Source organism: Burkholderia diffusa, assembly GCF_001718315.1.
GTDB lineage: Bacteria > Pseudomonadota > Gammaproteobacteria > Burkholderiales > Burkholderiaceae > Burkholderia > Burkholderia diffusa_B.
Genome location: NZ_CP013363.1, coordinates 1,923,106 through 1,944,204 on the forward strand (window position 1 = coordinate 1,923,106; position 21,099 = coordinate 1,944,204).

The following is a 21,099-nucleotide window of genomic DNA, read 5'->3' on the forward strand; positions in this document are numbered from 1 at the left end:
AATCTTCAAGCATCGGGCCAACGCCCTTTCCGCGAGCCGGACGGCGTGCGGCCGCGCGCCGCCCGGACGCCCCGATGCGCATTCACCGTCATGGGCCGCCGCCTGCATCGTCCGGCGGCCGCCCCCGTCACCCGCTGTCCGCGCGGGTCGCGCGCGCCGCGCTGTTCGCGGCGCTGCTCGTCGTGTGCGCGGCGGTGGCCGCCCCGCCTCCCGCCGCCGCACCCGCGGCCGCGCCGCCGGTGTTCGTGATTCCGGTCAACGGCGCGATCGGGCCGGCCAGCGCCGATTTCATCGTCCGCTCGCTCGACCGCGCGGCGCGCGAGCACGCGCCGCTCGCGATCCTGCAACTCGATACGCCCGGCGGGCTCGACACATCGATGCGGCAGATCATCAAGGCGATCCTCGGCTCGCCGGTGCCGGTCGCCGCGTTCGTCGCGCCGGGCGGTGCGCGGGCCGCGAGCGCCGGTACCTATATCGTCTACGCGAGCCACATCGCCGCGATGGCGCCCGGCACCAACCTCGGCGCCGCGTCGCCGGTGCAGTTCGGTATCGGCGGTGGCGCGCCGGGGACACCCGGTACGCCAGGAACACCGGGGGCAACCCGGCCGTCGCCGGCCGGGGCATCGGGTGCTGCAGGTGCGTCCGGTGCATCCGCGTCGCCGGCCGAGCTGCCGAACGACACGCAATCGACGGAGATCCGCAAGGCGACGCAGGACGCCGCCGCGTACATCCGCGGCCTCGCGCAGTTGCGCGGACGCAATGCCGAATGGGCCGAGCGCGCGGTGCGCGAGGCGTTGAGCCTGTCGGCGACCGAGGCACGCGCGCAACATGTCGTCGACCTGATCGCGCAGGATCCGGCCGACCTCGCGCGCCAGCTCGACGGCCGCACCGTGACGACGACGGCCGGCACGCTGCATGTCGCGACCGCGCATGCGCCGCTCGTCGTGCTCGCACCCGACTGGCGCAGCCGCTTCCTGTCGATCATTGCCGATCCGAACGTCGCGCTGATCCTGCTGACGATCGGCATCTACGGTCTGTTCTTCGAATTCGCGAACCCGGGCTTCGTGCTGCCGGGTGTCGCCGGCACCATCTGCCTGCTGATCGGGCTGTTCGCGATGCAACTGCTGCCGATCAGCTATGCGGGCCTCGGGCTCGTGCTGCTCGGTCTCGGCTGCCTCGTCGCCGAGGCGTTCCTGCCGACCTTCGGCGTGCTCGGGTTCGGGGGAATCGTGTCGTTCACGATCGGCGCGCTGATGCTGATCGACACCGACGTGCCCGGCTACGGCATTCCGTGGCCGGTGATCGCGGGCCTCGCGCTCGGCGGCGGACTGCTCGTCGCGGGCGTGTCGAGCGTCGCGCTGCGCGCGCGGCGGCGACCGGTCGTGACGGGCGCCGAGGCGATGGTCGGCAGCATCGGCGAAGTGCTCGACGACGGCCTGCGCGCCGACCAGCCGCAGGACGCGGCCGGCCCCGCACCGTCGGCCGCGGGCTGGGCGCGCGTGCACGGCGAGCGCTGGCGCGTCGCGAGCAGCACGCCGCTGGCCGCCGGCTGCCGCGTGCGCGTCACCGGCCGCCACGGGCTGACACTCACCGTCGCGCCGCTCTACGACGTGCCGGTACACGAACAACAACACCAGGGAGCACCGTCATGATGGGCTACACGTTTGGCTTCAGCGGCGTCCTGATCGTCTTCGTCGTGGTGCTCGTCGCATCATCGATCCGCATCTTCCGCGAGTACGAACGCGGCGTCGTGTTCATGCTTGGCCGGTTCTGGAAGGTGAAGGGTCCGGGGCTCGTGCTGATCATCCCGATCGTCCAGCAGGTCGTGCGGATCGACCTGCGCACCGTCGTGTTCGACGTGCCCGCGCAGGACGTGATCACGCGCGACAACGTGTCGGTGAAGGTCAATGCGGTGGTGTATTTCCGCGTCGTCGATCCGGAGAAGGCCGTGATCCAGGTCGCGCGCTTCTTCGAGGCGACGAGCCAGCTCGCGCAGACGACGCTGCGCGCGGTGCTCGGCAAGCACGAGCTCGACGCGTTGCTCGCCGAACGCGAGCAGTTGAATGCCGACATCCAGAAGACGCTCGACGCGCAGACGGATGCGTGGGGAATCAAGGTGTCGACGGTCGAGATCAAGCACGTCGACCTGAACGAAACGATGATCCGTGCGATCGCGCGGCAGGCCGAAGCCGAACGCGAACGGCGCGCGAAGGTGATTCACGCGGAAGGCGAATTGCAGGCGTCGGAGAAGCTGCTGCAGGCGGCGCAGCGGCTTGCGCAGCAACCGCAGGCGATGCAGCTGCGCTACCTGCAGACACTGACGACGATCGCGGCCGACAAGAATTCGACGATCGTGTTTCCGCTGCCGGTCGATCTGCTGGGCGCGTTGCTGGATCGTTTGGGGCCGCGGCGCGAGCATTGAGACGCGCGGGCGCCGGCCCGCACGACGCCGCAACCGATATCGCCGGGCGCGGGGCCACCGCGGCCCCGGCGCCCGGCCCCCCGTCAAGCCAGCAGCTTGCGCTCGCTCTTGCCGTACTTGATCGACTTCTCGTCCGGAATCATCAGGCCCGTGTGCTCGTCGCGGCCCTGCAGCAGGAAGCGCGCGTCCGGGTTGCCGATCTGTTCGGCCGCGAGCTTGCTGTCCGCGCCGATCTCGCCCTTCTTCATCCGGTTGACGATCACGCCGGCCGCGGTGTCCTTGAAGTCGCGCAGCATCCACGCATCGCCGTCGCTGTCGCCGAATACGAGCAGCGGGCCGTAGCCCTTCTTCGACGCGAGGACGTTGCGGATGCCCACCGTCTTGCCGGGCCCCCAGTTGAAATGCCAGCCGGCCGGGTACGTGCTCGTGTACTTGCCGTCCTGCATGTCGAGCCGCAGGCCGATCACGTTCTCGGGCGGCACGCCGTAGCCATAGTTAGGATTACCGGCAAATACGCGCACCACGTCGTCGAGCGACGCGGTGCTCACGTACACGTCGATGCCGTTCGCGCGCAGCGTGTGCATCACCGCGCGGATTTCCTCGTGAATGCGGATGCCGTGGAAATGCGTGTCGGCCACCACGCCGGCCTTGCCCGGCAACGACTTCGGGCTTTCGTAACGGACCTTGCGCAGCGCGTCGCCGATACCGTAGTTGTTCGACGCTTCCGCCATCGCCTGCAGCTCGGCGGTCGTCATGTTCTTGTAGAAGTAGATGATCCACTTGTAGCCGACTTCGAGCGGATGCGTGTCGCAGATCGCGTCGTACATGAAGTACAGCTTCGCGCGGAAATCCTTGAACTGATCGGTCTCGCGAATCTCGTCGAGGCTCTTGTCGCCGCCGAGACCCTTGTAGTTCGCATGGAGCCAGCGGTAGTCGGACTCGACGTCGGCGGCGAGATCCTCCATCGTCACCGGCTTGCCGTCGACGGTCGTGTAGTCCTTCATGAACGCGCCCTTCGGCACGTCCTTCCACATCACGCCGACGAACTCGTCGGGCGTCAGCTTGTACTGCAGATGGTTGATCTGGTACATCAGCAACGCCTCTTCGCAGTCGTTCATGATGCACGTGTTGTCCCAGTCGAACACCGCGTACGGGCGGCGCTTTGCGTCGTAGTGCGCGCTCGCGACGCCATGCCGGTCGAGCACCGCCTGCAGGCGCGCGGCGTTGAACGGCGACCAGCGGCCCGGGTCCAGCGCGTCCGGTGCGGTCGCGCTCTTCGCGTCGGCCATGCCGGCCTTGAGCATCAGCGGCGTCGCGGCGGTCGCCGCGACAAGGGTGTTCATGAACTGGCGGCGTTGCATGGTCTGTCTCCGTGGAATGGTCGAATCGGCTTGGATCGCTGCCCCGCACGACGCGCGGCACACCGCCCCGCGAAGCCGGAAGGGCTTCGAATTGGGGGCGAATGATGTGACGAAATTATTTCGGCAATTTGACAGCGTCGCGCCGCCACACGACGCGGAGTTGATCCGGCGCGACATGCCGGGCCGACACCCCAGCCTCGGGAGCCGCTCTCAGGCCTGCTCCCCCGCGCGGCCCACCTGCGCGGCAACGCGCCATCCGGCCCCGACCGCCGAAAACCTAGAGCGTCTCCTCCATTTCGGCCTTCATTAGGAGAAGTCCTCACCTCCGCGTCACGTCGAACCGGCTATGATCTTTACATCGACCAATGACACATTAAATGCTGACTGAATAATTCGCTCCAGGATCACCGGCGGATGCATTCCGGATCAGCGCCCAGCCTTGCACGAGCCCCCGCGTTACCGAGGGGCGAACGCAGGCCGATACATGGAGACGCATCATGCCCGACCATCTGCTGCCGGAAGTCCACCTCGACGAGCTACCGCAATTCCGCGCGGTCCAGCAGCTTGCCTATCGCTGCGTCGAGACCGTCGGCGCGATGCTCTATCCCGGCATCACCGAGAAGGAGGCCGCGCGCCTGCTGACCGAATGGCTGCAGGACAACGGCGTGCGCGACTGGCTGCACAAGCCGTTCGCATGGTTCGGCGATCGCACCGCGTTCGAAGGCTTCTCCGGCCTGAAGCACCTGGGCGGCTTCAACCTCGCGTTCTTCCCGAGCAATCGCCAGCTCGAAACCGACATGCCCGTGATCCTCGACGTCGCGCCCGTGCTCGACGGGATCGTCGCGGACGTCGGCTACGCGCACTGCCTCGGCCACAACCCCATCCTCGAACAGCTTCAGGACGACCTGATGGACCATCGCGACATGATCGTGCGGCTCGTGAAGGAGCGCCGCCCGATGGCCGAGGTCGCGCAGGCGGTCGACGCGCTGTGCCGCCGCCAGGGCGTCGAGCCGCGCCACAAGGCGTATCCGTTCAAGGTGCTCGCGCATCGCGTCGCGAAGATCCACAAGCTGTCGACACCGCGCTTCGTCGCGCGCTTCGGGCTGAACGCGACGCGCAACCTGCTGCTCGACCAGGGCCGCGCGGCGAAGCAGCAAGGCTGGTCGCCGCTGTGGTCGATCGACCGCCGCTCCGAACACGCGCCGGTGCCGGGCCTGTGGGCCGTGGAGCCGCATCTCGGCTTCGCCGGCGTCGGCGCGAAATTCGAGGAACTGCTGGTGATCACCGACGACGACGCGTACTGGCTCGACGACGACCTGCCGCACGTGCGCCGCTGGCACCGCCGCCAGGCCGAACGCGCGCAGGCCGTCGCGAACGTGCAGGCCGCCGCCTGACGCGTGCGTGCCGCACCTTCCTCCCGAATCCCTGAACGACGGACTCACGATGCAGCCTCTTTCCGATGAAGCGCCGCTGGCCCTGTTCGAATCGGTTCACAACGAGACGGCCATCGCCTCCGGCGACCTGACGCTCGCGGTCAGGACCTGGGGCGACCCGGCCCGCTCGCCGGTCGTGCTCGTGCACGGCTACCCCGACGACAGCAGCGTCTGGCAGCAGGTCGCGCCGCTGCTTGCGCGCAAGCACTACGTGATCGCCTACGACGTGCGCGGCGCGGGCCTGTCCGGCGCGCCGAAGCGCACGGCCGACTACCACCTCGCGAAGCTGACGGACGACTTCATCGCGGTGATCGACGCGCTCTGCCCGGGCCGCGCGGTGCACCTGATCGCGCACGACTGGGGCTCGATCCAGGGCTGGGAATTCGTTACGGATCCGCGGCTTGCCGGCCGCATCGCGTCGTATACGTCGTGCTCGGGGCCGTGCCTCGACCACGTCGGCTTCTGGCTGCGCGAACGCGTGCTGCATCCGACGCCCGCGTCGTTGGCCAGGCTCGGCGGCCAGCTCGTGCGCTCGTGGTACGTGTATCTGTTCCATCTGCCGTTCATCCCCGAGCTCGGCTGGCGTCTGTGGCTCGGCCGCGCATGGCCGGGCCTGCTGCGCCGGGTCGAGAAGACCGCCGCCACGCCGCGCGCGACGCAGGCCGACGACGGCGCGCGCGGCGTGCGCCTCTATCGCGCGAACTTCATCCGCTGCCTGTTCGCGCCGCGCGAGCGCTATGCGCATGCGCCGGTGCAGACGATCGTGCCGCTCGGCGACAAGTACGTGAGCCCGGCGCTGTCCGAGAACCTGTCTCGCTGGGTGCCGCAGTATTACCGCCGCGAAGTCGCGGCCGGCCACTGGCTGCCGCTCGCCGATCCCGCGCGCTTCGCGGGCCTCGCCGAGCAACTGATCGACGCGGTCGAATCGGGCGACGAGCCGCCCGCGCTCGCGAACGCGCGTCGCCGCGCGACCAGCGGCCGCTTCAGCGGCAAGGTCGCGGTCGTCACCGGCGCGGGCAGCGGCATCGGCCGCTGCGCGGCCCTCGCATTTGCGCGCGAAGGCGCAACCGTCGTCGCATGCGACATCGATCTCGCGAGCGCCGAGCGCACCGCGCTGCTGCTCGGGCTCACCGGCGCGCACGCGCATGCGAAACGCGTGGACGTCGGCTCCGCCGACGAGATGGAAGCGCTCGCGGCATGGGTCGGCAGCGAACTCGGCGGCGCCGACATCGTGATCAACAACGCGGGCATCGGCATGGCCGGCGGCATTCTCGACACGAGCGAGCGGCACTGGGAGCGCATCCTGCACGTGAATCTGTGGGGCGTGATCCATGGTTCGCGGCTGTTCGCGCAGCAGATGGCCGCACGCGGCACCGGCGGCCACATCGTCAACACGGCGTCGGCCGCCGCGTTCGGGCCGTCGCGCGACCTGCCCGCGTACGCGACGACGAAGGCCGCCGTGCTGATGCTCAGCGAATGCATGCGCGCGGAGCTCGCGGAAAAGGGCATCGGCGTGACGGCCGTCTGCCCCGGCTTCGCGGAAACCGGAATCATGGCGTCGACGCAATACGCGGGCGCCAACGCACAGGACGAGGCACGGCTGCGCAAACGCGCGACGAAGCTGTACCAGATGCGCGGCCTGAAGCCGGAAACCGTCGCTCAGGCGATGGTCGACGGCGTGCTGCGCAACCGGCCGGTCGTGGCCGTGGGCACCGAGGCGCACGCGCTGCGCTTCGTCGGCCGCTTCATGCCATGGCTCGGCCGGATGCTCGCCCGCGTCAGCATGGCATCGCATTGAGGCGCACTGGAACGGAGACACAGATGACCGCTACCGCCGACTATCACAAGATCAAGGCCCGGCACGTGAAGTTCGACTTCAGCGACACGCCGATCACGTGGGTGCCGAACGACCCGGGCAGCACGCACATCATCAACACGCTGAACCTGCTGTTCCCGGAAGGCGAACTCTGGTTCTGCCGCGTGTACAACAAGGCACTGCCGCACATCACCGATGCGCGCCTGCGCGACGAAGCCGAAGGCTTCCTGCGCCAGGAAGCCGTGCATTCGCGCTCGCACGGCGGCGTGCTCAAGCATTACTACGACCGGCACGGGATCGACACGAAGCCGTTCACGCAGAAGCTGAACTGGCTGTTCACGCGCGTGCTGGGCGAAGCACCGTTCGGGCTGAAGATCGGCCACACGCGTTTCTGGCTGCGTCAGCAGCTCGCGGTGATCGCATCGCTCGAGCATTTCTTCGGCTATCTCGGCAACTGGGTGCTCAATGCGCACGGGCTCGACGAAGGCCGTGCCGACCCGACGATGGTCGACCTGCTGCGCTGGCACGGCGCGGAGGAAGTCGAGCACCGGACCGTCGCGTTCGACATTTACAACCACATGGGCGGCAACTACCCGGAGCGCTGCTTGCACATGGCGTTCGTGATCGTGCTGCTGCTCTACTTCATCACGAGCGGCGCGAAGTTCATGTACCGGCGAGATCCCGCCGCCGGCCGCTATCCGGGTTTCGTGCTGTCGTGGTGGAAGGGCTCGCGGCGCGGGCACCTGCCGTCGTTCTGGAAAGTGATCGGCGCGGCGCTGCGCTATTTCAGGCCGGGCTATACGCCGCACCACGAAGGCTCGACCGAGCAGGCGCTCGCGTATCTGGCGCGCTCCCCGGCCGCGCAGGCAGCCGCGCACGGCGGCAACTGGGGCACGACGAAAGGCGCGTAACGGGGCCCGCAAGCGGGTTCGCGACGGTTTCGGCGGGCGCGCCCGCCGAAATGCGTACAATCGCGGCTTCATTTCCCGGAGGTGCCGCGATGGCCATGAAGAAAACCGATCTAGAAAAGAACAAGGCGCTCAAGCTGACGCACGCGATGAAGCAGTCCAGCTCCGCCCGCTTCGGCAAGGGTGCCGAGGACGCGGCGAAGCTCGATCGCCGCGCGCAGCGCAAGCTCGACCAGGAGCAGGGCCTCGTGCCGTTCGCGTGCAAGCTCAACGCCGAACTCGTCGAACAGTTGAAGGCACGCGCCGCCACGCATCCGAACGGGATGACCGGCCTGCTGTCCGAACTGCTCGTCAACGGCCTCGCCCAGCGCGACGCGTGATCGCCACGTATCTCGAAAATAGTCGTTGACAACGCCGCACGACATCGACAAACTCGTTCGCATGCCTACGTTCAAGCTCATCGCCATCGCGAATCATTGCCCGCTGAACATTCGAAAGAATGGATCACGGGAGGCGCTTGTGCGTTAGCATCCGAGCAGTACCGCATGTCACACAAGGCCTCACCGGAAACGGATGAGGCCTTTTTGTTCTGGTGCGCGTCATCCGTCCGGCTCAACGAATGGAGAAGACGATGGACCAGGCAAGCCCGTTGTTCGACCGTCCCGATACGCGCCGCGTCGGTGCGATCGCGTTACCGACCGTCGTGATCCGTTTCGCGGTCGCGCCGCGCACGACACTCACCTGGCGCGCGCCGAGCGATGCGGAAATCCGCGCGCACGGCGCGCCGTTGTGGATCACGCGGCCGCCGAGCGTCGACGACTACTGGGTACAACCCGGCGACGTGCTGCGCATCGCACGCGGCGATCGCATCTGGCTCGGCACCGATGACGACCGGCCGGCCGAAGCGTCGATCACGACGGCATACGTAAGGCGCGGCGAACGGCTGAGACGCACGCTCGCGCGCATGCAACGTTTGCTCGTCGGACGATGGCGAAGACGGGATTGACGATGCGCGTTCACGCGCGCGACGGGATGCCGGAGCGCGCGGAATCACCGCATCCGGAAACGGACGCACCCGCGGCGCAACGCGCCGCAGGTGCGCATCGAATGTCGCGGCACGTGATGCGTGCCGCGAGCGATCGCGCGCCGTGCGCAACGCTTGCATGCATCACGTGCATCAGGTGCTGGCGGCGAGACGCGGGCCCGTGCTGCGAGGCGTGGAATCGAGGTCGGGGCGTTGCGCCGCCTGCGAGGTCACCCACGGGTCGATGCCTTGCTTTTGCACCTCCTCGAGAAATGACACCCGCGTACGCCAGTAATCCGCCTGTAATTTCGCGTCGATGACGCGCTGTTCGGCTGCGAACAGTTCCATGCGCGCCGTCACGAGCATCGACGCAGCGGTTTTTTCCGGCGTGGGGGCGTGCCGCATCGCCCAACGGCTGATCCAGTTCAACATGCTGACCTCCGTGATGACGGACGAACCCGCATCGGGCAATCGCAAACCGGTCGCGCCTGCCCGAATGCGCCGCGACCGTCACCGCGCTTCACCGTCCGGCCTGCACGGACTGCGACTCCCCCGCGTCGGCAACGACTGGCCGGCGTGTGTGCGCGGTGTATCTATCCTAGAAAGACTTGCCGGTTAACGCGATGACGTCTTGCAATCTTTTACACAGAAACCACAGTCGGCCTCGCACCGCGAAATGACAGTTGCGGACGCGACGGCTTCGGCGCAGGATAGCCCGATATCTGCAACCGCCTGGACTGACGAATGGCCGCTGCATACCGCCGCGCACCCGTGCCGGTCGTGCGCGCGCTCGCACGCATTGCGTCCGTCCTTCCCGAGTTCGCCCCGCATGCCGGGCGCGCCATTGCAGCCGCATGTGCTCGCGTGGCGGCCGCACGCCGCATGTCGATCATGCCGTTGCGTCCGCATCGGCCGTCACGGCCCGCCCGCCATCGGATCGTTTCCATCGTATCTGCCTGCCCGCGTCGAGCGAACCGGTAAAATGCGCGCCTTCGTCGCGCGGCCGGCCTGTCCGACCATTCGCGCGAACGCAGCCGATCGTGCCCCGCAACTATATCGTCCGAGCTATCCGCGCTATTACAATCCGCCGATAGCGTCGCAATAGTGGCTGGTTACAGTAGGCCGGCCTCGCGCTGCCTTACAACAATTCGGCATAAACAACAAGCAACACGACAACCCGACCGGAGAAACGCCTTCATGGAATCCATCAAGCGGTATTTCGGCTTCGACGAAGCCGGCACCGACTTCCGCACCGAAATACTCGCGGGCGTCACCACGTTCCTGACGATGGCCTACATCATCTTCGTCAACCCCGCGATCCTCGGCGATGCCGGCATGCCGAAGGAATCCGTGTTCGTCGCGACATGCCTCGTCGCGGCGCTGGCGTCGATCATCATGGGCCTGTACGCGAACTACCCGATCGCCTGCGCGCCCGGCATGGGCCTGAACGCGTATTTCGCGTACACGGTCGTCAAGGGAATGGGCTTCACGTGGCAGGCCGCGCTCGGCGCGGTGTTCATCTCCGGCTGCCTGTTCCTGCTCGTCACGCTGTTCCGCGTGCGCGAGGCAATCGTCAACGGCATTCCGAAATCGCTGCGCATCTCGATCACCGCCGGCATCGGCCTGTTCCTCGGCATCATCTCGTTGAAGACTTCGGGCGTGATCGTCGGCAACCCGGCCACGCTCGTCACGCTCGGCGACCTGCACAAGCACGACACGATCCTCGCGATCATCGGCTTCTTCACGATCGTCACGCTCGACCACCTGCGCGTGCGCGGCGCGATCCTGATCGGCATCATCGGCGTCACGATCCTGTCGTTCTTCTTCGGCGACAACCAGTTCCACGGCGTGTTCTCCGCGCCGCCGTCGATCGACGCGACGCTGTTCAAGCTCGACATCGGCGCCGCGCTGTCGACCGGCATCATCAATGTGATCCTGGTGTTCTTCCTCGTCGAACTGTTCGACGCGACCGGCACGCTGATGGGCGTCGCAAACCGCGCGGGCCTGCTCGTCGAAGGCAAGATGAACCGCCTGAACAAGGCGCTGCTCGCCGACAGCACCGCGATCGTCGCGGGCTCGGTGCTCGGCACGTCGTCGACCACTGCGTATATCGAAAGCGCGTCCGGCGTGCAGGCCGGCGGCCGCACGGGCGTGACGGCAATCACCGTCGCCGTGCTGTTCCTCGCATGCCTGTTCATCGCGCCGCTCGCCGGCGTCGTGCCGGCTTATGCGACCGCACCCGCGTTGTTGTACGTGTCGTGCCTGATGCTGCGCGAGATGGTCGACGTGCCGTGGGACGACGCGACCGAAGCCGTGCCGGCCGCGCTGACCGCGTTGCTGATGCCGTTCACCTACTCGATCGCGAACGGCGTCGCGTTCGGCTTCATCGCATACGGCGGCCTGAAGCTGCTGACGGGCCAGGCCCGCACGGTCAAGCCGGTCGTGTGGATCATCGCGGCCGTGTTCCTGTTCCGCTTCTTCTATCTCGGCAGCGAGTGACGCACGCGCGCCCCGGTGCGCGGCAAGATGAAACGAAAACGCCACCCTGAGGGTGGCGTTTTTGCTTTGTGCTGGTCTGGGCGATGCTCGTGGTGCGAGCGGGCTCCGGTCAAGCGTCCGACTGCCGGAGCACCCAGCGCGCGAAGGTCTGCAACGGCCCCTCGCTCAGTTCCAGCGCCTCGGGCAACACCAGGCAGAAGCGTTTGACCACACCCCGCCCGTCGGGCCAGGGCGCCGCGAGCAATCCTTGCGCGATCTCGGCATCGACATAGAGGCGCGGCACCAGCGCGACGCCGAGCCCGGCCTGCGCCGCCGCGATCAGCATCGAGTAAAGATCGTAGCGTGCGCCGGCAGCCGGGTTGTTGACCGGCAACCCCGTCTCCTGCACGTACGCCGACCACGCGTCAGGCGTCTGGCGCTTGTGCAGGCGCGGCAGCGTGCCCAGCAATATGTCCGGCGGCCCGCCCGAGAGCAGCGACGGATGGCAGACCGGCACCAGCACCTCCTCGCACAACCGGTACGTATGCATCCCGGCCCACGCCGGATGCTCGAAGTGAATCGCCGCATCGAAACCGCTGCCTGCCAGCACGAACGGCTCCGCGCGATCGGCGAAATGCACGGTGATGTTCGGATGCTGCGTCTGGAATCCCTTGAGCCGCGGAATCAGCCAGCGCGTCGCGAAGGTCGGCGTCACGGCGATATCGACGCTGCCGCCGTCGCCCGGCTGCCCCATCATGTACTGGCTGTCGCGCTCGAGCCGGTCCAGCACTTCGCGAACCTGCGCCGCGTAGCGCGCGCCGTTCGGCGCCAACCGCACGCGGTTGCCGACCCGTTCGAACAGCGCGACACCGAGGAACGTCTCCAGCCGGCCGATCTGCCGGCTGATCGCGCCTTCGGTCAACGCCAGTTCGTCGGCGGCGCGCGCGAAGCTGCCGTGCCGCGCCGCGGCCTCGAATGCCATCAATGCCGAATTACTCGGAATCCTGCGTCGCGTCACGATTGCTCCCGGTTCGATCACCGTAGGTCATGGCTTGATTAAATGTCACTGAACGGTGACGAATCATCGTTTTTCGCCAGTCATGACGCTCATTATCATGACAAAAACTCAACCCGTCGAGCCAGCCGATCGATCCAGAAGGCGGCTCGCCCTCGTGGAGAAGTCATGATCTATGCCGTTGAATGCAGCATCGCCGAGCCCGCCGTCGAAGCCGAGTGGAACGACTTCTACAGCCGGGTCAAGTTGCCGGCGCTGATCTCCGTATCCGGCTTTCGCACATCGCAACGCTTTCGCGCGCTCGGCGGCGACGGCCCCGTCTACCTCGCGCTGCATACGATCGACGGCCCGGACGTGCTGACGTCGGCCGAGTATCGCGACAAGGGCGGCGGCAATTTCGCGCGCTGGCAGCCGCACATCGTCGAGTGGCGGCGCAACGTGTATGACTGCGCGGCACCCGCGCCGGACGTCTCCGGTCATCAATGGCTGGCCGTTTGCGACGACCCCGCACCGTTCGCGCGAGCAGGTATCGCAGCCACGGCCATGCATGCGGTCGCGCTGGATCGACGGCCGGCCGCGCGCTGGCTGGCCGTCCTCACGCACGATCAGGCTCGGCTCGGATCCGGTGCCGCGATCCGGCTCTATGCGCCGCTGGGCGACCGTCTCGTCAGCACGCCGATGCCGGCAACCGTACGCTGACCGGAGCCCGACCATGCCCAGCGTCACGATTTTGATCCCCGAGGCGAGCATGCCGGCCAGCACGGCGCTCGACGCGCTGTCGTCGGCCTGCGAGAGGCTCTGCACCGACGTGTTGAGCGCCGCGCCCGGCACGGTTCACGTCGCATACGTCCCGGTCCGGCACGGCTGCGGGCATCCGGTCAGCGCCGAGATCCGCATGCGCACGTCGTCATTTCGCACCACTGAACTGATGGACCGGTTCATGTCCGAGCTGGATCGCGAGATTCTTCGCCACACCGGATTCGTCGCGCGCATCCGCTGCTTCGGCTACGACACCCGTCACCTGCACGCCCGACATTGACCCATGAGCGCCCCCGTTTCCCGCCCTTCATTCCCGCGTCGCCAGATCGGCGATTTCACGGTGACCGCGATCAGCGACGGCACGCTGACGGCCGGCCTCGACCTGCTGTCGAACATCGACGTCGCCGAGGCGACCGGCATCATGCATCGGGCCGGCGTAAATGCGCCATCCGACGTCAACATCAACTGCTATGTCATATGCGGGAACGGGCGCACCGTGCTCGTCGACACTGGCGCCGGCGGCATCCGGAGCTGGGGCGGCCTGCTGCGTCCATCGCTGTCGCAAGCCGGCATCGACGCACGCGACATCGACACGGTCCTGCTGACGCACGCGCATCCGGACCACATCGGCGGCCTGCTCGACTCCGACGGGCATCCGGTCTTTGCGCAAGCGGAGGTGCTCATTCACGAACGGGAACGTGCGTTCTGGCTGGACGACGACATGTACGAGCGGGCAAGCGAGCGCGCTCGCGTCAATTTCCGGATCGCGCGGCGCACGTTCGACGTGTATCACGCGCATCTGCGCACCATCGAGGCAGGCGACGTGCTGCCCGGTATCGTCTCGGTCCCACTTCCGGGGCATACGCCGGGCCACACCGGCTATCGCGTCGAATCGCGCGGCGAGCGCCTGCTGATCTGGGGCGATCTCGTGCATTTCGCGCCGATTCAGGTTGCTCGCCCCGATGTGTCGATCGCGTTCGATCACGATCCGTCGCAGGCAGCATCGACGCGCGCGGCCACGCTCGCTGACGTTGCTTCGGATAACTTGCTGATTGCGGGCATGCACCTCGCCGATACGGGCTTCGCACGCATCGCGCGCACGAACGCTGCAGCCAGCGGCGCGTATGTGCTGATCGGGGCGGATTGAGCGAAACGAATCTCGGGCACACCAGCGTTCGGCACCACGCTCGAATCGTGCCGAACACCGCCGCCGCGCGAGCGCGCGACAGGAAGAGCGCGCCGATATGACACGGGCGCCGGTATCCGGCGCCCGCTCCGTCGCTGTCCGGTCGTCCGGCTCAGCGCCAGTTCGCTTCGTAGAAGCGCACGTAGCCGCTGCGCAGCGTCACGCATTGCGCGCGCGTCTCGGACAGCAACCTCCGTGCGGCTGCCTCGATACGCTCGCGGTGCAGATCGTACGCACCGACCATGTCCTCGAAGCGCGGCGATGCCGCACCGAAATGATCCTCCAGCGCCTCAGCGGTGATCTGACATTGGACGCGCTCGCCATTGACCAGCGCCGTGAAACCAAGCATCAGGTCGCGCCCCGAATATTCGGGCTTCTCATTCGTGAAATGGATCTGCATGGGAGCCGCCTCGCCCGGTAGAACGCAAATGACCGCGTCCGTCGTCCGCTACCGGCCGGACGAAAATGAACGCGGGCTCGCCGGCAGAGGCACTATCCACGGGGGTATGGCGCGGACAATGCGTGCCGGTTGCATTCCACTTTAGACGGTTTCGCGCAGGAGGCAAAATTTGCGATGTGCGTCGTTCCGACGCGCATTTTCATCAGACCAGCGCGGCATCCGGCACCGTTTGCCGAGCCGCGTCAGTGAGGATCGGTGGGCCAGACGTTCAGCGCGATCGCGGCGGTCGTGGCACCTGCCGCGATCGCGGCGGCCCCGTATCGCACCGCATCGCTCAGGTCGAACAGCAGACCATGGATCGCGACGGCGATACCGCCCAGCATGATGAAAGTGGCGATGGCCGCCAACACGACTCTCAGTTCCGTCCGAACCATGATGGGTCTCCCGAACGGATGCATGTCACGTCGCATGCATGTTGCGATGCGGAACACGGCGCGTGCGTGCTCCACTTTCATCATTGCAGGCGGGCGCTTAAAAGCAAGGGTTTTTTGTACGCAGTCGCAGAACGCGCGCGGCGCTTGTATGATGAGGCGATATCGATAGCGGCGGCCCGGATGACGGATGGTGCGGTGCAAAGGGTGAGCTCCCGGCGAACCGCGAAGCATGGGCTCCGGTAAGCGCTGAAGCGCGAACTACGGCCGACCGCGAAGCATGGGCTCCCGTAAGCGCTGAAGCGCTAACTGGGGCCGACCGCGAAGCATGGGCTCCCGTAAGCGCTAAAGCGCTAACTGGGGCCGACCGCGAAGCATGGGGCCCCAGTAAGCGCTAAAGCGCTAACTGGGGCCGACCGCGAAGCATGGGGCCCCAGTAAGCGCTAAAGCGCTAACTGGGGCCGACAGGAGACAAGACATGCCTCAATCTTTCGTGCTACCCGCCACCGCGGGCCGCAACGACCTGCTCGCGCAGGCGCATGCCCGTTCGACCGCGGTCGGCTTGCGCGCAAACGAGCGCCCCGATTTCTCGCCGCTGTCGCGGCTCGCACTGCGCGAACTGCTCGATACGAACCACGCTTTGTTCGCGCACGCCCGCCCCGTGATGGAAAACCTCCACGCGCAAATCGCCGACACGCAAAGCCTCGTGCTGCTCACCGACGCCGACGGCGTGATCCTGCACAGCATCGGCGACGCGGACTTCATCGAGAAGGCGAACCGCGTCGCACTGTGCACCGGCGTGTCGTGGGCCGAAGGCGCACGCGGCACCAACGCGATCGGCACCGCACTCGCATCGGGCCAGGCGGTCGCCGTGCACGGGTCCGAGCACTTCCTGCGCGCGAACCATATCCTCACCTGCTCGTGCGCGCCAATCATCGACCCGTTCGGCCGCACGCTCGGCACGCTCGACGTGAGCGGCGATCCGCGCGGCTTCAGCCCCCATACGCTCGCGCTCGTGCGGATGTCCGCGCAACTGATCGAGAACCACCTGTTCGCGAACCAGTGCGCGGAAGCACTGCGGCTGCGCTTCCACGCCCACGAGGATTGCGTCGACTCGCTGTTCGCCGGGCTCGTCGCATTCGGCCCCGATGGCGGGCTGATCGCCGCGAACCGCAGCGCGCAATTCCAGCTCGGCGCGACCTTCGATGCATTGCAGCATCAAGGCTGCGACGCGCTGTTCGGCATGCACTTCGGCCAGCTCGCGCAGCAGGCAGCCCGCGCTCCAGGCGCACCGTTTCGCCTCACGCTGTCGACCGGCGTGCGCGTGCTCGCACGCTGCGAATTCGCGGAAGCGCACAAGACGGCCGTCGCCGTCACGCCACCCGCGCCCGCCGTGCGCACGCGGGCGCCCGACCCCGACGCGATCACGTTCGCGACGCTCGACACCGGCGATGCGCGGATGGCCGCGGTGCTCGAACGCGTCGCGAAGATTCGTGGACGCGATCTGCCGTTGCTGATCCTCGGCCAGACCGGCACCGGCAAGGAATGGCTCGCGCGTGCGCTGCACCAGGCATCGCCGCGCGCGGACGGCCCGTTCGTCGCGGTCAACTGCGCCGCGCTGCCGGATTCGCTGATCGAGGCCGAACTGTTCGGCTACGAGGACGGCGCCTTCACCGGCGCCCGCAAGCGCGGCAGCCCCGGCAAGATCGCGCAGGCCGACGGCGGTACGCTGTTTCTCGACGAAATCGGCGACATGCCGCTCGCGCAGCAAGTCAGACTGATGCGCGTGTTGCAGGAGCGCGCCGTGATGCCGCTCGGCGGCGCACGCGCGGTGCCGGTCGACGTGCGCGTGGTCTGCGCGACCCACCGCGACCTGCGCGCGATGATCGCCGAAGGCACGTTCCGCGAAGACCTGTTCTACCGGATCAACGGGCTCGCGGTCACGCTGCCGCCGCTCGCCGCGCGCACCGACCTGCCTGCGCTGGTTGAGCGGATCCTCGCGCGGCTCGGACGCAGCGAGCCGATGCCGGGCCGCCTCGCGACCGACGTCCTCGACGCGTTCATGCGGCACCGCTGGCCCGGCAACCTGCGGCAAATGACCAACGTGCTGCGCACGGCCGGCATGCTCGCCGAAGACGAAGCCGAAATCACGCTCGCGCACCTGCCCGACGATTTCTGGCTCGATTGCGACGACGCGCCGGCGGCGCAGGCCGCGCCGGTCGACACGCGCGAAGCGACGACCCTGCAGAGCCACCAGGCGGCGGTGATCGACGCGGTGCTCGCGCGGCACGGCGGCAACGTATCGGCGGCCGCGCGGGAGCTCGGGCTCGCGCGCAATACCGTGTACCGCTACCTGCGCCGACACTGACGTCACGGGCCGGCTGCCCGACGGGCGTCGGCCGCACCGCCTTCGGGTATGCTTGGCGCTTGCCCTGTCTTGCCGCCGCGCCGGCATCCGCTTCGCCCCATGACCGATCCCGATCACCCGCCACTCGTACGCATCGAGCCGCTCGGCGCGACGTTCGACGCCCCCGATTCGCTGACGCTGCTCGAGGCCGCCGCGTTCGCGCATGTCAGGCTGCCGCGCTCGTGCCGCAACGGCACGTGCCGAAGCTGCCTGTGCAGGATCGTCAGCGGCAGCGTACGCTATACGATCGAATGGCCCGGCCTGAGCCGCGAGGAAAAGGCCGACGGCTATACGTTGCCGTGCGTGGCCATCGCGACCTCGGATGTCGTGCTCGACGTGCCCGACGCGGTGATGATCGACTGAACGCGGCGCGCGGCCGTGCGCCGTCCCGCATCGAGAATGCCCGACTGGAGAACGTGATGACTCAGTCCACCGATCGCATCGAGAAACAAGCGTTGCTCGCCGCGCCGCTGGCGCGCGTCTGGGAAGCCGTCAGCAATGCCGGGGAATTCGGCACCTGGTTCGGCGTGACGTTCGACGGGCCGTTCGTCGCCGGCCGGCCGCTGTTCGGCCGCATCACGCCGACGCGCGTCGACGACGACGTCGCCAAGGCACAGGAGCCGTATGCCGGCACCGTGTTCGAAATCGTCGTCGATCGCATCGAGCCGAAGCAACGGTTCTCGTTTCGCTGGCACCCGTTCGCGATCGATCCGAACTTCGATTACGCGTCCGAGCCGATGACACTCGTCACGTTCGACCTCGCCGAGGGGAACGGTGGCACGCTGCTGACGATCAGCGAAACGGGTTTCGACCAATTGATCGAAGCGCGTCGCACGAAGGCGCGCGAGATGAACGATCACGGCTGGGCCGCGCAGATCACGCTGATCACGAAATATCTCGCGAAGCACGCGTAAGCGCGCCACGCATCATTCCCGGTATCCGCGTGCCCGCATGCCCTCGCGGCGGGTGCGTGGCATAATCCGCTCCATCGTCGTTCATACGCCGCCCCTCGCATCGCATGCTGAGCCGTCGTTTCCGGAAGATCGTCAGTCTGATCGGGATGCTCGCCATCCTGATGACGACGCTCGCGCCGACGATCTCGCAGGCACTGACGACGCAAGACCGCGTCGACTCGCTCCTTGCCGGTTACTGCACGGCCGGGCCGTCGGGCGGCAACCATGCCGGCGATGCGTCATCGAAAAGCCTGCAGGCCCATCTGCAGGCTTGCGGCTATTGCAGCCTGCTCGCCCATACGCCGGCCCTGCCGACGCCCGAACTGACGTTCGCGGCCAACCTCCACCCGCTCCAGCATCGCGAAGCAACGCGCTTCGAAAGCCTGCGCCGCACGCTGCCGCACACGGCCGCGCAACCGCGCGCCCCGCCGTTCGTGTCCTGATTCGTCGTCACCGCGCCTGATGCCGTCGCGCATCGCGCCGTCCGCACGCGCGCTGCGCGTGCATGCCGTGTCACGTTTCGAAGGACGATCTCATGTTCGACCGTATTGCGCGCCGCGTCGCGCCGTACGCGCGTTCGCCCGCCTCCAGCGGTTACGGCACGACCGCACGGCCGTGCGTCGAATGCATCGTTCTCCTTGTCATTTTCAACCGGATCATCTCGTCATGAAAACTACTGCTTTCCTGCGCGGCGCACTCGTCGCACTCGGCTTCGTCGTCGCACAGGCCGCTCACGCGCACGCACACCCGAAAAACATGGAACCGGCCGCCGACGCCACGCTGTCGAGCGCGCCGCACGCGGTCACGATCGACTTCAGCGAAACGCTCGAACCCGCATTCAGTTCGATCGCCGTCACCGACAGCCATGGACAGTCGGTCGCCGACGGGAAATCCGCCATCGACGCCGGCAACCGGAAGCGGATGCATGTGGCGCTGGCGAACCTGACGCCCGATACGTACACGGTCGCATGGGTTGCGGTGGCGAGCGACGGGCATCGCACGCAGGGCCGCTACACGTTCACGCTGAAGTGATGCACGTAACGCACACGATGCCCGCGCGGCGCTCTTCCCTCCCCTTTAAGGAACCCACTCGATGAAACGCTCGATTCCGACCGGCCTGCTGTTTGCACTGCTGACGCTGCAGGCGCACGCCACGTTCGCCGCGTCGGCCGTCCAGGCCGATGCATGCTGGATCCGCACGATGCCCGCGACGGTGCCGTCGTCCGGTTATTTCACGCTGAAGAATGACGGCGACAAGCCCGTCACGCTCACGGGCATCGATACGCCCGCGTTCGGGATGGCGATGATGCACGAGACGCAGACGGCCGGCAGCACCGCGAAGATGGTTCACGTCGCGGCGGTCGACGTGCCCGCGCACGGCACGGTGACGTTCAGGCCGAAGGGCTATCACGTGATGCTGGAGGAACCGCGTCAGCCCGTCGCGCCCGGCGCGAAGGTGCCTCTGCGGCTGCATTTCGCCGACGGCTCGACGGTGTCCGTGACCTGCGACGCGAAGGCGCCCTCCTACACCGGCCAGTAAGGCCGCATACGCAACCGCCGAAGGAGATGCACATGAGCAAGGAACGCGTGCCGCTGGCCAACCTCATCGTCCGCTACCGGACGCCGCTGAACGTCGCCGTGTTGATCGCCTGCGGGTTGTGGGCCGCGTGGATCGCGTGGATGACGCGGCCTTCCGCGATCGATTCGCCGTCGTCGATCGCCGCATACTGCGTGCGCGACGCACGCTGACGCACCGCGTCGGTTCCGGCGGCGCTCCGCGCCATTTTGGCGTGGCATCATCGCATCATCCCGGCCGCCGGAACCCCTCTCGGAGCAACGCATGTCCATTCAGACCTGGATGCTGTTTGCCGCAGCCTACCTCGCGACGACGCTGTCGCCAGGCCCCAACGTGCTGCTCGTCATCCGCAACACGGTGCGCTACGGCTCGCGCGGCACCGCCGCGACGATCGCGGGCAACCTCGTCGCGCAAGGTGTGGTGGTCATGCTCGTCGCGCTCGGCGTCGGCGCGGTGCTGGCCGCGATGCCGCCGCTGTTCGTCGCGATGAAGGTCATCGGCGCCGCGTACCTGATCTTTCTGGGCATCCGGCAACTGCGCGGCGACCGCAACGCACGCTCGCCCGACAGCCGCGCCGCGATCGTCGAACCCGACCACAGGAAGCTGTTCCGCGAAGCGCTGTTCGTGTCGGGCAGCAATCCGAAGACGATGATCTTCCTGTCGGCGTTCATGCCGCAGTTCATCGCGTACGATCGCCCGGTCGCAATGCAGTTCGTCGTGATGTACGTGACGATCGCGTGCACCGTCGTCGTCGTGCACAGCGTCTATTCGTTCGGCGTGCGCCGGCTCCATCGCGGCATCGGCGTCGGCCCGTGGGTACGCGCGGCCAAACGCGCGAGCGGGCTGCTGTTCGTCGGGCTCGGGATCAAGCTGTTGGCCGCGCGGCAGGCATAGGCGCCGGCACGCGGACGGCCTGCGTCGCGACGCGGA

The 21,099-nt window shown here is 67.4% G+C and carries 24 protein-coding genes; 19 read left to right on the forward strand and 5 right to left on the reverse strand.

Annotation, left to right across the window (positions count from 1 at the left end):
* Window positions 1–74 precede the first annotated feature (74 nt).
* Complete coding sequence (locus WI26_RS23875) at window positions 75–1,652, forward strand: NfeD family protein (protein WP_059466774.1); 1,578 nt, start codon at window positions 75–77, stop codon at window positions 1,650–1,652.
* Window positions 1,649–2,422: a slipin family protein gene (locus tag WI26_RS23880; protein ID WP_059466775.1), complete on the forward strand. Its 774-nt coding sequence runs from the start codon at window positions 1,649–1,651 to the stop codon at window positions 2,420–2,422. Before WI26_RS23875 ends, WI26_RS23880 begins: the two co-directional genes overlap by 4 nt.
* An 83-nt stretch (window positions 2,423–2,505) precedes the next feature.
* On the opposite strand, the gene WI26_RS23885 is transcribed toward WI26_RS23880, so the two are convergent.
* Entirely contained in the window at window positions 2,506–3,783 is a 1,278-nt protein-coding gene (locus WI26_RS23885; RefSeq protein WP_059512027.1) for a haloacid dehalogenase-like hydrolase, read from the reverse strand.
* A 497-nt stretch (window positions 3,784–4,280) separates the two neighbouring features.
* On the opposite strand from WI26_RS23885, the gene WI26_RS23890 reads away from it, so the two are divergent.
* The 5 genes from WI26_RS23890 to WI26_RS23910 all read left to right on the forward strand — a co-directional run bounded on the left by WI26_RS23890 (window position 4,281) and on the right by WI26_RS23910 (window position 8,946).
* On the forward strand, window positions 4,281–5,177 hold the full coding sequence (locus WI26_RS23890) for a M24 family metallopeptidase (protein WP_069227397.1): 897 nt from the start codon (window positions 4,281–4,283) through the stop codon (window positions 5,175–5,177).
* Window positions 5,178–5,226: 49 nt separating this feature from the next.
* Complete coding sequence (locus tag WI26_RS23895; RefSeq protein ID WP_069227398.1) at window positions 5,227–7,014, forward strand: SDR family oxidoreductase; 1,788 nt, start codon at window positions 5,227–5,229, stop codon at window positions 7,012–7,014.
* 23 nt (window positions 7,015–7,037) lie between these two features.
* On the forward strand, window positions 7,038–7,943 hold the full coding sequence (locus WI26_RS23900; RefSeq protein ID WP_059466779.1) for a metal-dependent hydrolase: 906 nt from the start codon (window positions 7,038–7,040) through the stop codon (window positions 7,941–7,943).
* Between the two features lie 89 nt (window positions 7,944–8,032).
* A complete protein-coding gene (locus WI26_RS23905) occupies window positions 8,033–8,320 on the forward strand; it encodes a hypothetical protein (protein ID WP_044846876.1) in 288 nt (95 codons plus the stop codon).
* A 251-nt stretch (window positions 8,321–8,571) separates the two neighbouring features.
* The gene (locus WI26_RS23910) at window positions 8,572–8,946 is read left to right on the forward strand and encodes a DUF2917 domain-containing protein (protein WP_069227853.1); all 375 of its coding nucleotides are present in this window, start codon (window positions 8,572–8,574) and stop codon (window positions 8,944–8,946) included.
* Window positions 8,947–9,117: 171 nt separating this feature from the next.
* On the opposite strand, the gene WI26_RS23915 is transcribed toward WI26_RS23910, so the two are convergent.
* Window positions 9,118–9,396: a hypothetical protein gene (locus WI26_RS23915; protein WP_006480752.1), complete on the reverse strand. Its 279-nt coding sequence runs from the start codon at window positions 9,394–9,396 to the stop codon at window positions 9,118–9,120.
* A 765-nt stretch (window positions 9,397–10,161) separates the two neighbouring features.
* On the opposite strand from WI26_RS23915, the gene WI26_RS23920 reads away from it, so the two are divergent.
* On the forward strand, window positions 10,162–11,463 hold the full coding sequence (locus tag WI26_RS23920) for an NCS2 family permease (protein ID WP_069227399.1): 1,302 nt from the start codon (window positions 10,162–10,164) through the stop codon (window positions 11,461–11,463).
* Between the two features lie 109 nt (window positions 11,464–11,572).
* On the opposite strand, the gene WI26_RS23925 is transcribed toward WI26_RS23920, so the two are convergent.
* The gene (locus WI26_RS23925) at window positions 11,573–12,424 is read right to left on the reverse strand and encodes a LysR substrate-binding domain-containing protein (RefSeq protein WP_059512025.1); all 852 of its coding nucleotides are present in this window, start codon (window positions 12,422–12,424) and stop codon (window positions 11,573–11,575) included.
* A gap of 201 nt (window positions 12,425–12,625) precedes the next feature.
* Here WI26_RS23925 and WI26_RS23930 point away from each other — a divergent pair, with 201 nt between their 5' ends.
* Genes WI26_RS23930 through WI26_RS23940 form a run of 3 tightly spaced genes read left to right on the forward strand, consistent with a single transcriptional unit; the run spans window position 12,626 to window position 14,363 of the window.
* Window positions 12,626–13,156 carry a sugar ABC transporter gene (locus tag WI26_RS23930; RefSeq protein ID WP_069227400.1) on the forward strand — a complete coding sequence of 177 codons (531 nt, stop codon included), beginning with the start codon at window positions 12,626–12,628 and terminating at the stop codon, window positions 13,154–13,156.
* Between the two features lie 13 nt (window positions 13,157–13,169).
* A complete protein-coding gene (locus WI26_RS23935) occupies window positions 13,170–13,496 on the forward strand; it encodes a hypothetical protein (protein WP_059915176.1) in 327 nt (108 codons plus the stop codon).
* 3 nt (window positions 13,497–13,499) lie between these two features.
* A complete protein-coding gene (locus tag WI26_RS23940) occupies window positions 13,500–14,363 on the forward strand; it encodes an MBL fold metallo-hydrolase (protein ID WP_069227401.1) in 864 nt (287 codons plus the stop codon).
* A gap of 151 nt (window positions 14,364–14,514) precedes the next feature.
* Here the strand turns inward: WI26_RS23940 and WI26_RS23945 are convergent, their stop codons facing one another.
* Complete coding sequence (locus WI26_RS23945; protein ID WP_059466785.1) at window positions 14,515–14,802, reverse strand: DUF1488 domain-containing protein; 288 nt, start codon at window positions 14,800–14,802, stop codon at window positions 14,515–14,517.
* 242 nt (window positions 14,803–15,044) lie between these two features.
* Complete coding sequence (locus tag WI26_RS33115) at window positions 15,045–15,320, reverse strand: DUF2964 family protein (protein ID WP_330996096.1); 276 nt, start codon at window positions 15,318–15,320, stop codon at window positions 15,045–15,047.
* A 391-nt stretch (window positions 15,321–15,711) separates the two neighbouring features.
* On the opposite strand from WI26_RS33115, the gene WI26_RS23955 reads away from it, so the two are divergent.
* From WI26_RS23955 to WI26_RS23985, 8 genes are all read left to right on the forward strand, one after another.
* Window positions 15,712–17,601, forward strand: coding sequence for a sigma-54-dependent Fis family transcriptional regulator (locus WI26_RS23955; RefSeq protein WP_059538966.1), 1,890 nt, complete (start codon window positions 15,712–15,714; stop codon window positions 17,599–17,601).
* Window positions 17,602–17,700: 99 nt separating this feature from the next.
* Window positions 17,701–18,003 (forward strand): 2Fe-2S iron-sulfur cluster-binding protein, encoded by a 303-nt coding sequence (locus tag WI26_RS23960; RefSeq protein WP_059466787.1) that lies wholly within the window; start codon window positions 17,701–17,703, stop codon window positions 18,001–18,003.
* Window positions 18,004–18,059: 56 nt separating this feature from the next.
* On the forward strand, window positions 18,060–18,554 hold the full coding sequence (locus tag WI26_RS23965; RefSeq protein ID WP_069227402.1) for an SRPBCC family protein: 495 nt from the start codon (window positions 18,060–18,062) through the stop codon (window positions 18,552–18,554).
* 104 nt (window positions 18,555–18,658) lie between these two features.
* Window positions 18,659–19,036 (forward strand): DUF2946 domain-containing protein, encoded by a 378-nt coding sequence (locus tag WI26_RS23970; RefSeq protein ID WP_069227403.1) that lies wholly within the window; start codon window positions 18,659–18,661, stop codon window positions 19,034–19,036.
* Between the two features lie 223 nt (window positions 19,037–19,259).
* A complete protein-coding gene (copC, locus tag WI26_RS23975; protein WP_069227404.1) occupies window positions 19,260–19,625 on the forward strand; it encodes a copper homeostasis periplasmic binding protein CopC in 366 nt (121 codons plus the stop codon).
* Between the two features lie 61 nt (window positions 19,626–19,686).
* Window positions 19,687–20,133 (forward strand): copper chaperone PCu(A)C, encoded by a 447-nt coding sequence (locus WI26_RS23980; protein ID WP_069227405.1) that lies wholly within the window; start codon window positions 19,687–19,689, stop codon window positions 20,131–20,133.
* Between the two features lie 32 nt (window positions 20,134–20,165).
* Complete coding sequence (locus tag WI26_RS32790; protein WP_167359260.1) at window positions 20,166–20,342, forward strand: hypothetical protein; 177 nt, start codon at window positions 20,166–20,168, stop codon at window positions 20,340–20,342.
* A 91-nt stretch (window positions 20,343–20,433) separates the two neighbouring features.
* The gene (locus tag WI26_RS23985) at window positions 20,434–21,063 is read left to right on the forward strand and encodes a LysE family translocator (RefSeq protein ID WP_069227406.1); all 630 of its coding nucleotides are present in this window, start codon (window positions 20,434–20,436) and stop codon (window positions 21,061–21,063) included.
* Window positions 21,064–21,099 lie beyond the last annotated feature (36 nt).

Bases quoted from the DNA above. Each gene is read 5' to 3' on its own strand.
- WI26_RS23945 (WP_059466785.1), bottom strand. From the start codon at position 14,802: ATGCAGATCCATTTCACGAATGAGAAGCCCGAATATTCGGGGCGCGAC.
- WI26_RS33115 (WP_330996096.1), bottom strand. From the start codon at position 15,320: ATGATGAAAGTGGAGCACGCACGCGCCGTGTTCCGCATCGCAACATGC.
- WI26_RS23895 (WP_069227398.1), top strand. From the start codon at position 5,227: ATGCAGCCTCTTTCCGATGAAGCGCCGCTGGCCCTGTTCGAATCGGTT.
- WI26_RS23970 (WP_069227403.1), top strand. From the start codon at position 18,659: ATGCTGAGCCGTCGTTTCCGGAAGATCGTCAGTCTGATCGGGATGCTC.
- WI26_RS23985 (WP_069227406.1), top strand. From the start codon at position 20,434: ATGTCCATTCAGACCTGGATGCTGTTTGCCGCAGCCTACCTCGCGACG.
- WI26_RS23890 (WP_069227397.1), top strand. From the start codon at position 4,281: ATGCCCGACCATCTGCTGCCGGAAGTCCACCTCGACGAGCTACCGCAA.
- WI26_RS32790 (WP_167359260.1), top strand. From the start codon at position 20,166: ATGAGCAAGGAACGCGTGCCGCTGGCCAACCTCATCGTCCGCTACCGG.
- WI26_RS23935 (WP_059915176.1), top strand. From the start codon at position 13,170: ATGCCCAGCGTCACGATTTTGATCCCCGAGGCGAGCATGCCGGCCAGC.
- WI26_RS23885 (WP_059512027.1), bottom strand. From the start codon at position 3,783: ATGCAACGCCGCCAGTTCATGAACACCCTTGTCGCGGCGACCGCCGCG.
- WI26_RS23930 (WP_069227400.1), top strand. From the start codon at position 12,626: ATGATCTATGCCGTTGAATGCAGCATCGCCGAGCCCGCCGTCGAAGCC.
- WI26_RS23905 (WP_044846876.1), top strand. From the start codon at position 8,033: ATGGCCATGAAGAAAACCGATCTAGAAAAGAACAAGGCGCTCAAGCTG.
- WI26_RS23875 (WP_059466774.1), top strand. From the start codon at position 75: ATGCGCATTCACCGTCATGGGCCGCCGCCTGCATCGTCCGGCGGCCGC.
- WI26_RS23980 (WP_069227405.1), top strand. From the start codon at position 19,687: ATGAAACGCTCGATTCCGACCGGCCTGCTGTTTGCACTGCTGACGCTG.
- WI26_RS23955 (WP_059538966.1), top strand. From the start codon at position 15,712: ATGCCTCAATCTTTCGTGCTACCCGCCACCGCGGGCCGCAACGACCTG.
- WI26_RS23920 (WP_069227399.1), top strand. From the start codon at position 10,162: ATGGAATCCATCAAGCGGTATTTCGGCTTCGACGAAGCCGGCACCGAC.
- WI26_RS23940 (WP_069227401.1), top strand. From the start codon at position 13,500: ATGAGCGCCCCCGTTTCCCGCCCTTCATTCCCGCGTCGCCAGATCGGC.
- WI26_RS23965 (WP_069227402.1), top strand. From the start codon at position 18,060: ATGACTCAGTCCACCGATCGCATCGAGAAACAAGCGTTGCTCGCCGCG.
- WI26_RS23900 (WP_059466779.1), top strand. From the start codon at position 7,038: ATGACCGCTACCGCCGACTATCACAAGATCAAGGCCCGGCACGTGAAG.
- WI26_RS23925 (WP_059512025.1), bottom strand. From the start codon at position 12,424: ATGGCATTCGAGGCCGCGGCGCGGCACGGCAGCTTCGCGCGCGCCGCC.
- WI26_RS23960 (WP_059466787.1), top strand. From the start codon at position 17,701: ATGACCGATCCCGATCACCCGCCACTCGTACGCATCGAGCCGCTCGGC.
- WI26_RS23880 (WP_059466775.1), top strand. From the start codon at position 1,649: ATGATGGGCTACACGTTTGGCTTCAGCGGCGTCCTGATCGTCTTCGTC.
- WI26_RS23910 (WP_069227853.1), top strand. From the start codon at position 8,572: ATGGACCAGGCAAGCCCGTTGTTCGACCGTCCCGATACGCGCCGCGTC.
- copC (WP_069227404.1), top strand. From the start codon at position 19,260: ATGAAAACTACTGCTTTCCTGCGCGGCGCACTCGTCGCACTCGGCTTC.
- WI26_RS23915 (WP_006480752.1), bottom strand. From the start codon at position 9,396: ATGTTGAACTGGATCAGCCGTTGGGCGATGCGGCACGCCCCCACGCCG.